Below are 12,989 nucleotides of genomic sequence, written 5' to 3'. Positions count from 1 at the left end.
CGGGCGTGTTGCCGTAGGGGGCAGGGGGAGCGGCGCCACCGGCACGGCGGCGGCGACAATGGGCGCATGAGCGCACACACCCCACCCGGCTGGCCCGAGGGCGTCCCCCCGGCGCACACCCCGGGCTGGCAGGAGCGCGCCGTGCTCTGGCTGCTCGACCAGTGCCCACCGGACTACCGGTCCTACACCGGGTGGCGCAAGCACCCGATCGCCCTCGCCTGGCTCGCAGGCCGCCACCTCGAGGGCCAGGTCGACGCCATGCGCCAGGCCTGGCGCGAGGCCCGCGTCGAGATCGGACCCCACGTCCCCGCCGAGGCCCTCGACGAGATCCTGGGCCAGATCGAGGCCGAGGGCATCCGGCTGCTCGCCGCCTCGCGGTCCGTCCGGCTGCTCCACGAGGCCCTCCAGGGCAAGGTCTTCGCCCCACGGCTCTGACCCTCCCGCCACCCGAGGGCGGGAGGGCGCCCGAGCCCGCCTCGGTCGCGGAGCGAGCCCAGCGGCATACGGCACGGTGTGTGAGGTTCGTGACGAAAGGGTGGGCCCGACCCCGACGGGTTCGGGGCCCACCCCGACACGCCGTAGACTCGATCGACCACCCGAACGGAGAGGACCCGGCCAGCGTGAGCCTGCTCGACCAGATCGAGAGCCCAGCGGATCTCAAGGCGCTCCCGGCAGCCGACCTGCCGCAGCTCGCCGACGAGATCCGCTCCTTCCTCGTCACCGAGGTGAGCCAGACCGGGGGGCACCTGGGGCCCAACCTCGGGGTCGTCGAGCTCACCATCGCCCTGCACCGGGTCTTCGACTCGCCGCGCGACACCATCGTCTTCGACACCGGACACCAGTCCTACGTCCACAAGCTGCTCACCGGCCGGCACGACTTCAGCAAGCTGAAGAAGCAGGGCGGCCTGTCCGGCTACCCCTGCCGCGCCGAGTCCGAGCACGACGTCGTCGAGAACTCCCACGCCTCGACCGCCCTGTCCTGGGCCGACGGGATCGCCAAGGGCCGACGCCTGCGCGGCGAGAGCGGCCGGCACACCGTCGCCGTCATCGGCGACGGCGCCCTGACCGGTGGCATGGCCTGGGAGGCGATGAACAACATCGCCGTCGACAAGGACCTGCCCCTCGTGATCGTCGTCAACGACAACGAGCGCTCCTACGCCCCGACGATCGGCGGGCTCGCCGAGCACCTGGCGACACTGCGCACCACGCAGGGCTACGAGCGGTTCCTCGACTGGGGCAAGCGATCGCTGGCCCGCACCCCCGTGGTCGGCGGCGCGATGTTCGAGACGCTCCACGGGGTCAAGAAGGGGATCAAGGACATCGTCGCCCCCCAGGGGATGTTCGAGGACCTCGGGCTCAAGTACTACGGGCCGGTCGACGGGCACGACGAGCAGGCCGTGGAGAAGGCACTGCGCCAGGCCAAGGACTTCGGCGGTCCGGTCATCGTCCACGTCATCACCCAGAAGGGCCGCGGCTACCAGCCGGCCCTCGACGACATCGCCGACCACATGCACGGCATCGGCAAGATCAACCCCGAGACGGGGCTGCCCTTCGAGGTCTCGGGGCGGATCTGGACCGACGAGTTCAACGACGAGATGGTCCGGATCGGGGCCGAGCGACCGGACGTGGTCGCCATCACCGCGGCGATGCTCATCCCCGTCGGACTCGACGGTTTCGCGGCCGCCTATCCCGACCGCGTCTTCGACGTGGGGATCGCCGAGCAGCACGCCGTGACCATGGCCTCCGGGCTCGCGTTCAGCGGACTGCACCCGGTCGTCGCGGTCTATGCGACGTTCCTCAACCGGGCGTTCGACCAGGTGCTGATGGACTGCGCCCTGCACCAGGCCGGGGTGACCTTCGTCCTCGACCGGGCCGGGGTCACCGGCAGCGACGGCGCGTCGCACAACGGGATGTGGGACATGACGCTCACCTCGATCGTGCCGGGCCTGCGGCTGGCCGCTCCCCGCGACGGCGAGCAGGTCAAGCTCCAGCTGCGCGAGGCGCTCGACGTGTCCGATGCCCCGACCGTGCTCCGCTTCCCCAAGGGTGACGTCGCGGAGCCCCTGGGTGCCGTCCGATCGGTTGACGGCCTCGACGTGCTCCTCGAGAGCGGCGACGAGGCGGTCGACGTGCTCGTGGTCGGGGTGGGGGCGTTCGCCGGCCTGTCCGTGGACGTCGGTGAGAAGCTCGCGGCGCAGGGGCACTCGGTCCGGGTCGTCGATCCGCGATGGGTGCTGCCCGTCAACCCCGGGCTCGTCGAGCTGGCTCGCTCGGCCACGGCGGTCGCCGTGGTCGAGGACAACCTCGTCAGCGGCGGGATCGGCTCCGCGGTCACCCTGGCGCTGCGTGAGGCGGGGGTCGAGGTGCCCGTGCACTGCTTCGGCATCCCCAAGCGCTTCCTGTCCCACGCGTCGCGCGGTCAGGTCCTCGAGGAGCTCGGGCTGACGCCCGACAGCGTCGTGGCGCAGCTGGCGGGTCGCCTGTCCTGACCGGGACGAGCCTCGGCCGTATGCCGCTGGGCTCGCTCCCGCACGCCCGCTCGCTCCGGGCGGGCTGGGTTCCGCGTGTCGAGGGGACACATGGGACCGCACCCATTGTGGTTGGCGACCCCACGGAGCCTCGGGACGGGCTCAACTACGTTCGCCGGGACGGCTGGGTGACAACGGATCTCGCAACGACCAGGGAGCGAGCACCCACCAGAGGTGGAGGACGAAGGTGTCCAAGCGTTGGAGCGTCGTGCTGGCGGGAGCACTGCTCAGCATCTCGGTAGCAGCATGCGGGACACCCGGGGAGCCCGGCGCGCCCGCCGACCAGGGGACCGCCGGAGCGGGCGGCGGCACGTCGGCGGCGCCGGTCAAGGTCGGCCTCGTCTACTCGAAGTCCGGTCCGCTGGCGACCTACGGGGAGCAGTACCGGCAGGGTTTCACCGCCGGGCTGGACTACGCGACCAAGGGCACGGGCGCGGCCGCTGGGCACCAGATCGAGATCACCGAGCAGGACGACGCCGGCGACCCGGCCAAGGCGGTGGCCGCCGCGACCGACCTCATCGGCCAGGGCCACTCGATCATCGCGGGCTCCACCTCGTCCGGCGTCGCCCTCCAGGTCGCCCCGCTGGCCAACGACAACAAGGTCCTCTTCATCTCGGGGCCGGCTGCCGTGGACGCCGTTTCGGGGGCGAACAAGTACACCTTCCGCTCCGGCCGGCAGACCTACCAGGACGTCGCGACGGCCGGCTCGATGCTCGGTGACGTCTCCGGCAAGAAGGTCACCGTGCTCGCGCAGGACAGCGCCTTCGGCAAGGCCAACATCGCCGCCGTGACCGCGATCCTCGGGGCGAAGGGCGCCACGGTCGACGCCGTCGAGGTCCCGGCCGCAGCCACCGACGTGACCCCGTTCGCGACGAAGATCAAGGGTGCCTCGCCCGACCTCCTGTTCGTCGCCTGGGCCGGCACCAACGCCGCCGCGATGTGGACCACGCTGGAGCAGCAGGGCGTGTTCGAGACCACCAAGGTCGTGACCGGACTCGACATCAAGCCGACCCACGCGATCTTCGGCAAGGCGTCGACGCAGATCAACTTCCTGTCCCACTTCTTCGACGGCGCCGCCGACAACGCGGCCTACCAGGCCCTGCAGGCCGGGCTGGAGAAGCAGGGGGCCACGGTCGACCTGTTCACCAACGACGGGTTCGTCGCGGCACAGATGATCGTGCACGCCATCGAGGCGAGCGACTCCGATGTGGACGCCATGGTGTCGGCACTCGAGGGCTGGTCCTTCGAGGGGCCGAAGGGCCAGCTGCAGATCCGGGCCGAGGACCACGCGCTCCTGCAGCCGATGTTCACGGCGACGCTCAAGGGGGATGGTGGCAACGTCGTCCCCGTCCTCGGCGACACCCTCGACCCGGCCGCCGTCGCGCCTCCGGTCACGCCGTTCAAGTGACCGCACCCGTCATCAGCGGGCACGCCATCGGCTGGCGGGTCGGCGGCGCGCAGATCCTCGATGACGTGACGCTCGACGTGGGGGCCGGTGAGCTGCTCGGCATCATCGGCCCCAACGGGGCGGGCAAGTCCTCGCTCGTCAACATCCTGAGCGGGGTCACCCGCCCCACGACCGGGGCGGTCCACCTCGGCGGCGCCGACGTCACGAGGCGATCGGCGACCCGCCGGGCTCGCCTGGGGCTGTCGCGGTCCTTCCAGACCTCGGCGCTCTTCGACGGGCTCACTGCCGGCGAGAACGTCCACCTCGCCGTCCAGGCCAGCGGGCCGGCCCCGTTCTCACCCTTCCGGCCCGCCCGCCCGCGCCGCGACCCTGCGGCAGGCGAGGGCGTCGCTGCCCTGCTGCACCGGGTCCGCATGGGCGGTCGGGGAGCGACGTTGGCCCGCGACCTGTCCCACGGGGATCGGCGCAAGCTGGAGCTGGCGATGGCTCTCGCCTCGAACCCCAAGGTGCTGCTCCTCGACGAGCCCATGGCAGGCGTGTCTGCGGAAGATGTCGACGGCCTCTCGGAGATCATCGGCGAGGTCCGCGACTCCGGCGTCGCGGTCGCCATGGTGGAGCACCACATGCACGTGGTGCTCGGGCTGGCCGACCGGGTTGCGGTGCTCCACCACGGACAGCTGCTCGCGACGGGCCCGCCCGGTGACGTCACGCGCGACGAACGCGTCCAACAGGCCTACCTGGGAGAAGCCCTGTGACTGACATGACCACCGCCACTGGCCAGGGCTCGGCGCCGCCGCCGGGTGACGGGCCCGTGCTCGCCGTCGAGGACCTCCACGTCCGGTATGGCGGTTCACACGTCCTGCAGGGCGTCTCGTTCGAGGTCCCGGCGACCGGGGTGACGGCGCTGCTCGGGCGCAACGGGGTCGGAAAGACCACCACGCTCAAGGCGATCATCGGGCTCGCCCCCCGGACCGGACGGATCTCCCTCCGGGGCAAGGACATCCAGGGCGACGCGACACCGCGGATCATCCGCGCCGGGATCGGCTACGTCCCCGAGGACCGGGAGGTGTTCGGCGGCCTCACCGTGGACGAGAACCTCCGCCTCGTCGACCCCGATCAGGGGGTGAACGCGCCCATCGTGGGTCGCCTCTTCCCCGACCTCGTGTCCCGGGGGAAGCAGCGAGCCGGGACCCTGTCCGGCGGACAACAGCAGATGGTCTCGCTCGCACGGGTGCTCCTGCGCGAGACCTCCGTGCTCCTCATCGACGAGCCCACCAAGGGGCTGGCCCCCAAGCTCGTGACCGAGGTCGCTGACGTCTTGGCGGAGATCGCGCAACGGACCCCCATCCTGCTCGTCGAGCAGAACCTTCCGCTGGTGCGCCGGATCGCCGACACCGTGGTCGTGCTCGACGCCGGCCAGGTCGTGCACCGCGGGGGAGCGGCCGAGCTGGTCGCCGACCAGGAGCTCACGCGAGAGCTGCTCGGCGTGTCCATGCGACGGGACGGTGCCGCATGACCGACTTCCTCCTCATCATGGTCACGGGGCTCGGCCTCGGGGCCCTCTACTTCCTCGCCGCGAGCGGGCTGAGCATCATCTACGGACTCATGGGGGTGCTCAACTTCGCCCACGGCGCCTTCATGATGGCGGGGTCGTACGCCGGGTGGCTCACCATGAGCAACCTCCCATCCGGGCTGTCGGTCGCCACCCGGCTCCTCGTCGCGGTCGTCGTGGCGATCGCCGTCGGGGCCGTGATCGGGCTGCTCGTCGAAGTGGTCCTCATCCGCCCGCTCTATCGGCACCACATCCAGCAGGTCCTCGTCACCGTGGGCCTGTCCTTGGCCAGCGTCGCTGCGGCCCAGGGCATCTGGGGCGCCGACCCGCGGACCGTCGAGAAGCCGGAGTGGATGGGCGGCACCACGGTGGTCCTCGGGGCCCGGCTCCCGAACGACCGGTTCGTCTTCATCCTCGTCGCACTGGCCGTCTTCCTCGGGCTGCTCGCGCTGCTGCACTACACGCGACTGGGGCTCATCATCCGCGCCGGCGTTGAGAACCGGACGATGGTCGAGGCACTGGGCATCAACGTCCACAGCACGTTCACCATCGTGTTCGCCCTCGGCGGGGCAGCCGCGGCACTGGCCGGCCTGCTCTACTCGCAGTACGCCGGGACAGTGTCCCCGGCCCAAGGTGGCTCGCTGCTGATCTACGCCTTCATTGTCGTGGTCATCGGCGGGATGGGGTCGCTCGTCGGCACCGCGGTCGCCGCAGTCGCGGTCGGCCTCGTCCAACAGCTGGCCAACTTCTACGCCGCCAGCGGCGTCGGAGATCTCTCCGTGGTGCTCCTGCTCGCGCTGGTCCTGCTTCTGCGACCGACGTCCCTGAAGGGAGCCCACGCATGAGGTCCGCTGCCGTCCTCAAGGCCCTGCCCGGCGTGGTCATCCTCGCCGTGCTCGCCTACCTGCCCTACGTGCCCGCCCAGCTCCCCGGCATCCTGCCCGGGAGGGTCAACGGACCGGGGAGCCTCCAGCTCCTGGCCACCTGCCTCGTGATCGCAGGCATCGCCCTCAGCTACGACGTCCTCTTCGGGCGCACCGGCCTGCTCAGCTTCGGCCACGCCCTCTTCGTGGCAGCCGGGAGCTACCTGCTCACGATCTCGCTGGCGGACTGGTCCCTGCCGCTCCCGGCTGCCGTCACCGTCGCTGTCGTCGGCACGACACTCCTGGCTCTCGTCGTGGGTGGGATCGCCCTGCGAGTCGGCGGGATTGCCTTTGCCATGGTGACGCTCGCGTTCGCCCAGGCCGCGTCGATCATCGTCCTGCGCAACCCCTCCGGCGTCACGGGTGGCGAGGAGGGCAAGTCGCTCAACCGGTCTGCGGTGCCGGGCCTGCTCGTCGGCGTGGCCAACGCCCCCTACCGGTACTGGCTCGCCCTGGCCTTCGTCGTCCTCTGCCTCCTCGTCGTCACGCTGCTCGTCCGGTCCCGGGCGGGCCACGCGATGGCAGCCATCCGGGAGAACGAGGGGAGGGCCGCGGTCCTCGGCTTCGACACCTACCGGGTCAAGCTGCTGGCGATCGTCGTCGGCGCGTTCCTCGGCGGCGTCGGTGGCATCGTCCACGCCGTGGTGCTCGGCGGGTCCAACCCGCACGTGACGACCACCGAGTTCACCCTGGCACTGCTCATCATGGTCGTGCTGGGCGGTGCCGGCAGCACCTGGGGCGCCCTGCTGGGCGGGTTCCTCTACACCTATGCAGATGCCCGCCTCGTCGAGCTGAGCGGAGCGGGCTTCGCGGACGCCTTGCCGGAGGTCGCTCAGCAGGTGCTGGCCGAGCCGCTCTTCGTGCTCGGGCTCTTCTTCATCGTCATCGTCTACTTCGCTCCGGCCGGTCTGACTGGGCTCGGCGGCCGCCTGATCAGGAGAGGCCGAGCCACATGAGCATCGCCGCCGCCTTCGTCATCGAGCAACCGGTCGGAAGCCTGGCCATCCACGACCTCACGTTGGGAGCCGCCCGCGAGGGGGCACCTGTCGTGGTCGCCGTCCACGGGATCACGGCCAACGGCCTGTCGTGGCGAAGGGTGGCGGACGAGGTGGATCGTCGGCACGGACCGGGAGCGGTCCGGTTCCTCGCGCCGGACCTGCGGGGACGGGGAGGCAGCGCCCGCGTGCCGGGGCCCTACGGGTTGGCCACGCATGTCGAGGACCTCTCCTCGATCGCGTCGATCTTCGGTGCGGCGCCCCTCCTGGTGGGCCACTCGATGGGGGCGTTCATCTGCGCCCTCGCGCTCGCCAACCACCCGGAACGGTTCACCGGGGCGGTGCTCGTCGACGGCGGGCTGGCGTTCCCCGCACCGGCGGACCTCGACATCGACGCCGCCCTGACGGCCGTGATCGGGCCGGCGATGGACCGTCTGGCCATGCGCTTCGACGGGCTCGAGGACTACCTCGCGTTCTGGGCGGCACACCCGAGCATCGGGCCCGCCCTGCGGGGTCCCGCGGCCGAGGCCGTCCGGCAGTACCTCAACCATGACCTCGTCGAGGACGAGCCCGGCTCTGGTCGGTGGCGCAGCTCGTGCGTCCTCGAGGCCGTCCGGGCCGATGGTGCCGACGTGCTGGCGGATCCGGCGACGCACGGGGCCGTGCAACGGGCCGTGGGGCTCGGCAAGCCGGTCGAGCTCGTCTGGGCGCGCCGAGGGCTCCTCAATGAGCCCCAGGGTCTCTACGACGCCCAGCGGCTGGCTGCCCTGGACATCCCGGCCGCGGTGCGGGTCACTGGCGTCGATGCCAACCACTACGACGTGATCCTGGACGAGCCGGGTGTCAGCGCCGTCGTGGACGCGATAGACCGGCAGCTCGACAACGCCGACCCGCGCTGACCCCAGACCGGCACAGCGCCCGACCCTTTGCCCGACCCTTTGCGCGACCCTTTGCCCGACCCTTCTGCCGCCGAGGCGGGCTCGGGGTCGCGAGCGTGGACCCGCTCAGTCCTCGGTGAGCAGCCGGCGCAGGCGCAGGGCGAGCTGCAGCTCCAGTGCCTCCTCGGGCTGCTGCCACGACGGGCCGAGCAGAGCACCGATCCGCTCGAGGCGCTGAGAGACCGTGTTGACGTGCACGTGGAGGCCCGCGGCAGCGTGGCGAGGGCTGGAGCCGGCCGCGAAGTAGGCCTCGAGCGTGCCCACGAGGTCAGTGCCCCGCCGCTCGTCGTAGTCGAGCACCGGGGCGAGCACGCGGTGGACGTAGTCGGCCACGTCGGGGTCGGAGCCGACGATGAGGCCTGCGAAACCGAGCTGAGTCGCGGCGGCGCCCTGCCCGCGACGCCCCAGGGCGATGAGCGCCCGGACCGTCCGCGCGCCCTCCTCGTGGGAGACCGGGATCGCTCCCACTCCCGTGGCCGGCCCGACACCGGCCACCGTCACCGGTGACCTGCGACCCACGCGCGCGGCCACCGACCTTGCGAGCCCGTCGGGGTCGGAGCCGGGCACGAGCGCCACGATCTGGTCCTCATGAGCGCCGACGAGCGCACCCTCGCCCGTGGCCGTGCTGACGGACATGACCAGGGCGCGAGTTGCTGCGCTGTCCTCGCCGCGGATGACGAGGACACAGAAGGGTGCGAGCGGGTCGAAGCCTGCACCGCGGGCCAGCTGGACGCGCTCGGTCTCGGCGCCGCGACCTGCGACGAGGTCGGCCACGACGCGGTTGCGCTCGGACTGCCGGGCGTCGGCGGCGTTGCGCTCGAAGAGCAACACCAGCGAGGTCACCATCCCGGCGCGCTCGACGGTTCGAGCGTCCGCGTCGTGGAGGATCCCGACGTCCCCCAGCAGCAGGGTCCCCAGGCGCTCGTTCGCGGCGTTGATCATCACGGCATAGGTCCCGTCGCGGTGGACCAGACGGCCCCCGGTCTCCGCCGCCTGCTCCTGCAATCGGCTGATCTCGGCGCTGCGCACCACCTCCGGTGCGGGGCCGGTGCTCGACCGCACGGCGCCGTTCTCGTCGAGCAGGACCGCCCAGCCCCCGAAGAGCTCCGCGACGGCATGGGTGATGCCCTCGACGCCGCCACCGCCGAGGACGAGGTTGGCGAAGCGGTCATGGGCCGCTGCTGCCTTCTCGATGCCGGCGGCGTACTGTCGCACTGTCTCGTGCGCCTCCTTGAGGGCGGTGACGGCGCTCTCGGCGTCGGCGAGCGCGCGGGTCTGGACCAGGGTGACGGCCGCGAGCGTGGCCAGGTTGGTCAGGAGGGCGACCTCCTCGCGAGTGAAGGGTCGCGCTGTGCGGTTCGCCGCGAAGAGCACTCCGACGAAGTCGGACTCGACGATGAGCGGCGTGCCGCAGATCGAGACGATGCCCTCCTCGCCGACGGCCCCGTCGATCATCCCGGTGTGTTGGAAGCGCTCGTCGGACCAGTAGTCGGCGGTCCAGTACGGCTTGCGGGTGGAGGCGACGAGCCCCCCGAGGCCGTCACCCAGGGCGAGCCGCACGGACTGGAAGGCGGCCGAGATCGAGCCCGACGTGGCTCGCATGAAGATGTCGTCGGCCTCGGGGTCGTACAGCGTGAGGTAGGCGAGGTCGGTCTGGAGCAGGTGCCGGGCGCGACGGACGATCGCGTCCAGGACCTGGGCCGGGTCGTGCTCGGTGGCGAGCTCGCGGGCCGTGTCGAGCAGGGCGGCCAGCCCTGCTTCCCGGTGCTGGTGGAGGTCGCGGGTGTGTGCGATCCGCAGGGCGAGGTCGCGGGCTGCCGGTGGAGCCGGAGTGGCGGCGATCTCGGCGACGGTGGCTCCGGAGGCCAGCAGCTCGAGCAGGTGCAGCTCCTGCTCGGTCCTGGTGTCCCCGGTGGTGGTCACGAGGCCGATCATAGGCACGGTCGCAGTCAGCTCGGACGATCGCCTCAGTGGGCGGTCCAGCCGCCGTCCATGACGAACGACGTGCCGCTGACGGACGCCGACGCAGGACCGCAGAGGAACAGCGCGAGCGCCGCCACCTCGGCCGGCTCGACCAGTCGCTTGACGGCGACGGGGGAGAGCATGACCTTCTCGACGACCTCGCTCTCCGGGATGCCGTGGGTCCGGGCCTGGTCGGCGATCTGCTTCTCCACGAGCGGGGTGCGCACGTAGGCAGGGTTGATGCAGGTCGAGGTGACGCCGTGCGGAGCCCCCTCGAGGGCGACGACCTTGGACAGGCCCTCCAGGCCGTGCTTGGCGGTCACGTAGGCCGACTTGAACGGGCTGGCCCGGAGCCCGTGGACGCTCGAGATGTTGACGATCCGACCCCAGCCGCGGCCATACATGTGCGGCAGCGACTGCCGGATGAGGCGGAACGGCGACACGAGCATCAGGTCGAGGATGAAGTCGAAGCGGTCGAGCGGGAACTCCTCGATCGGGCTGACGTGCTGGATGCCGGCGTTGTTGACGAGGATGTCCACGTCGGTCGGGAGGTCGGCCAGGGCGTCGAGGTCGGCGAGGTCGGCGACCACGGGGGTCACCGCGGCGCGGCTGGCCAGGTCGGTGAGCCCCGCCTCGTCGCGATCGACGGCGTGAACCGTCGCGCCGGCCCTGCTCAGGGCCAGGGCGATGGCCGCCCCGATGCCGCTCGCGGCGCCCGTCACCAGCGCAGTGCGCCCGGTCAGGTCGACGGAGTCGGTGGCCCTGGCGTCGTCCGTGGTCACCGAGGTCTCTCGGGACTCGGGGTCGTCGTCGCGGGCGTCGGGGCGGGCCTCGGGCATGCGGGAAGACTATGAACCTGCCGCAGGCCCGATCATGTGCCTTCCTGCCACAAATCGACGGAAAGGATGTGGCCCGCCCCCGCCCCGGGATCAGATGTCGCGGAAGACCTCGATCGTCGCGCCGAGGGCGTTGAGACGCTCGGCGAGGTCCTCGTAGCCGCGGTTGATGACGTAGACGTTGCGCAGCACCGAGGTGCCCGGCGCTGCGAGCATGGCCAGGAGGACGACCACCCCGGGGCGCAGGGCCGGTGGGCAGACCACCTCGGCCGCCCGCCACCGGGTGGGGCCCTCGATCATGACGCGGTGCGGGTCGAGCAGCTGGACCCGGGCGCCCACCTTGGTCAGCTCGGTCAGGTAGATGGCCCGGTTCTCGTAGACCCAGTCGTGGATCATGGTGCTGCCCTCCGCCACCGCACCGATGAGCGCGAAGAAGGGGAGGTTGTCGATGTTGAGGCCGGGGAAGGGCATCGGATGGATCTTGTCCGTCGGTGCCCGCAGCGGTCCGGGGATGGTGGTGAGGTCGACGAGCCGGGTCTTGCCGTTGGCCGAGGTGTACTCGGCGCTGAGGTCGTACTTCATCCCCATCTCCTCGAGCGTGGCCAGCTCGATCTCGAGGAACTCGATGGGCGCCCGGCGGATGGTGATGGCCGAGTGCGTGACGACGGCTGCGGCGAGCAGGCTCATCGCCTCGATGGGGTCCTCGCTCGGGGCGTAGTCGACGTCGACGTCGATCTCGGACCGTCCGTGGACGACGAGAGTCGTCGTGCCGATGCCCTCGATGCGCACGCCGAGCCGCTCGAGGAAGAAGCAGAGGTCCTGGACCATGTAGTTGGGGGAGGCGTTGCGGATCGTCGTGGTGCCGTCGTGCCGGGCTGCCGCCATGAGGACGTTCTCGGTGACCGTGTCGCCCCGCTCGGTGAGGACGATGGCCCGGGTGGGGTTGACGGAGCGGTCGGAGTGAGCCTCGTAGAAGCCGTGCGTCGCGGTCACCTCGAGACCGAAGGCACGCAGGGCGGCCAGGTGCGGCTCGACGGTGCGGGTGCCCAGGTCGCAGCCTCCGGCGTACGGCAGCTGGAAGTGGGAGTGCTCGTGCAGCAGCGGGCCGAGGAACATGATGACGGTGCGCGTGCGCCGAGCGGCGGCGACGTCGATGTCCTCGAGGTGCAGCCGGGCCGGCGGGACGATCTCGAGGTCGTTGCTGTCGGGCAGCCAGCGGGTCTTGACCCCGATCGAGGCGAGCACTTCGAGGATCCGGTTGACCTCCTCGATCCGGGCCAGGTTGCGCAGGGTGGTGCGTCCCCGGTTGAGCAGGGAGGCGCAGAGCAGGGCGACCGCGGCGTTCTTCGACGTCTTGACGTCGATGGACCCGGAGAGCTGCCTGCCCCCGACGATCCGCAGGTGCTGGGGGCCGGAGTGCCCGACGGAGACGAACTCGGAGTCGAGGGCGTCGCCGATCTTGGCGAGCATGTCGAGGCTGAGGTTCTGCCGGCCGGCCTCGATGCGGGTCACGGCTCCCTGCGAGGTGCCCAGCAGCTCGGCGAGCTCGGACTGGGTCATCCCCTTGTGACGGCGGGCGTCGCGGATCAGGCCGCCGATGCGGGTGAGGTAGCTTTCAGACACGGTTCGAGGCTAACTCATATATGAGTTATTGCAACTCGGGGGACGATGATCATCTGGCGGCCCTCCTTGCTGGGGTCCGTGCGCCGGCCGTCGCCGGCCGCGCCAGCGTGGCGCGCGTTCGCGTGTCGCGACAGGGCCGAACGTCCCGTCACTCTGGTGCCCGCCCGCATCGCCTCACGCCAATCGAAAGAGCAGTTCGCGACACCCTGACCCATCGAAAGAGC

Annotated in this window: 11 protein-coding genes; 8 read left to right on the top strand and 3 right to left on the bottom strand. The window is 71.1% G+C overall.

What is annotated here, in order from left to right; all coding sequences use genetic code 11:
• Positions 1-66: 66 nt before the first annotated feature.
• The 8 genes from OO014_RS18250 to OO014_RS18215 all read left to right on the top strand — a co-directional run bounded on the left by OO014_RS18250 (position 67) and on the right by OO014_RS18215 (position 8,305).
• Positions 67-435 carry a hypothetical protein gene (locus tag OO014_RS18250; protein WP_272463754.1) on the top strand — a complete coding sequence of 123 codons (369 nt, stop codon included), beginning with the start codon at positions 67-69 and terminating at the stop codon, positions 433-435.
• Between the two features lie 185 nt (positions 436-620).
• Positions 621-2,489, top strand: coding sequence for a 1-deoxy-D-xylulose-5-phosphate synthase (gene dxs / locus OO014_RS18245; protein ID WP_272463753.1), 1,869 nt, complete (start codon positions 621-623; stop codon positions 2,487-2,489).
• A gap of 226 nt (positions 2,490-2,715) precedes the next feature.
• The gene (locus OO014_RS18240) at positions 2,716-3,936 is read left to right on the top strand and encodes a substrate-binding domain-containing protein (RefSeq protein ID WP_272463752.1); all 1,221 of its coding nucleotides are present in this window, start codon (positions 2,716-2,718) and stop codon (positions 3,934-3,936) included.
• Positions 3,933-4,691, top strand: a complete 759-nt coding sequence (locus OO014_RS18235; protein WP_272463751.1) for an ABC transporter ATP-binding protein — start codon at positions 3,933-3,935, stop codon at positions 4,689-4,691. The genes OO014_RS18240 and OO014_RS18235 overlap by 4 nt, the downstream gene beginning before the upstream one ends.
• A gap of 5 nt (positions 4,692-4,696) precedes the next feature.
• Positions 4,697-5,452 carry an ABC transporter ATP-binding protein gene (locus tag OO014_RS18230; RefSeq protein WP_272463755.1) on the top strand — a complete coding sequence of 252 codons (756 nt, stop codon included), beginning with the start codon at positions 4,697-4,699 and terminating at the stop codon, positions 5,450-5,452.
• Positions 5,449-6,333 carry a branched-chain amino acid ABC transporter permease gene (locus OO014_RS18225; RefSeq protein WP_272463750.1) on the top strand — a complete coding sequence of 295 codons (885 nt, stop codon included), beginning with the start codon at positions 5,449-5,451 and terminating at the stop codon, positions 6,331-6,333. Before OO014_RS18230 ends, OO014_RS18225 begins: the two co-directional genes overlap by 4 nt.
• Entirely contained in the window at positions 6,330-7,367 is a 1,038-nt protein-coding gene (locus OO014_RS18220) for a branched-chain amino acid ABC transporter permease (RefSeq protein WP_272463749.1), read from the top strand. The genes OO014_RS18225 and OO014_RS18220 overlap by 4 nt, the downstream gene beginning before the upstream one ends.
• Positions 7,364-8,305 carry an alpha/beta hydrolase gene (locus OO014_RS18215; protein WP_272463748.1) on the top strand — a complete coding sequence of 314 codons (942 nt, stop codon included), beginning with the start codon at positions 7,364-7,366 and terminating at the stop codon, positions 8,303-8,305. The genes OO014_RS18220 and OO014_RS18215 overlap by 4 nt, the downstream gene beginning before the upstream one ends.
• 105 nt (positions 8,306-8,410) lie before the next feature.
• Here OO014_RS18215 and OO014_RS18210 read toward each other — a convergent pair whose 3' ends face one another.
• From OO014_RS18210 to OO014_RS18200, 3 genes are all read right to left on the bottom strand, one after another.
• Positions 8,411-10,267 (bottom strand): helix-turn-helix domain-containing protein, encoded by a 1,857-nt coding sequence (locus tag OO014_RS18210; RefSeq protein WP_272463747.1) that lies wholly within the window; start codon positions 10,265-10,267, stop codon positions 8,411-8,413.
• 44 nt (positions 10,268-10,311) lie between these two features.
• Positions 10,312-11,145, bottom strand: coding sequence for a 3-hydroxybutyrate dehydrogenase (locus tag OO014_RS18205; RefSeq protein ID WP_272463746.1), 834 nt, complete (start codon positions 11,143-11,145; stop codon positions 10,312-10,314).
• A gap of 90 nt (positions 11,146-11,235) precedes the next feature.
• Entirely contained in the window at positions 11,236-12,765 is a 1,530-nt protein-coding gene (locus OO014_RS18200; RefSeq protein WP_272463745.1) for a helix-turn-helix domain-containing protein, read from the bottom strand.
• Positions 12,766-12,989: the final 224 nt, after the last annotated feature.

This window comes from Intrasporangium calvum, from assembly GCF_028446585.1.
GTDB classification, from domain to species: Bacteria; Actinomycetota; Actinomycetes; order Actinomycetales; family Dermatophilaceae; genus Intrasporangium; species Intrasporangium calvum_A.
This window is presented reverse-complemented; position numbering and strand designations above follow the sequence as displayed.

What these genes read in the sequence shown, in the direction of transcription:
- OO014_RS18250 (WP_272463754.1), top strand. Translation starts at nt 67, where the DNA reads ATGAGCGCACACACCCCACCCGGCTGGCCCGAGGGCGTCCCCCCGGCG.
- OO014_RS18230 (WP_272463755.1), top strand. Translation starts at nt 4,697, where the DNA reads ATGACCACCGCCACTGGCCAGGGCTCGGCGCCGCCGCCGGGTGACGGG.
- OO014_RS18225 (WP_272463750.1), top strand. Translation starts at nt 5,449, where the DNA reads ATGACCGACTTCCTCCTCATCATGGTCACGGGGCTCGGCCTCGGGGCC.
- OO014_RS18220 (WP_272463749.1), top strand. Translation starts at nt 6,330, where the DNA reads ATGAGGTCCGCTGCCGTCCTCAAGGCCCTGCCCGGCGTGGTCATCCTC.
- OO014_RS18215 (WP_272463748.1), top strand. Translation starts at nt 7,364, where the DNA reads ATGAGCATCGCCGCCGCCTTCGTCATCGAGCAACCGGTCGGAAGCCTG.
- OO014_RS18205 (WP_272463746.1), bottom strand. Translation starts at nt 11,145, where the DNA reads ATGCCCGAGGCCCGCCCCGACGCCCGCGACGACGACCCCGAGTCCCGA.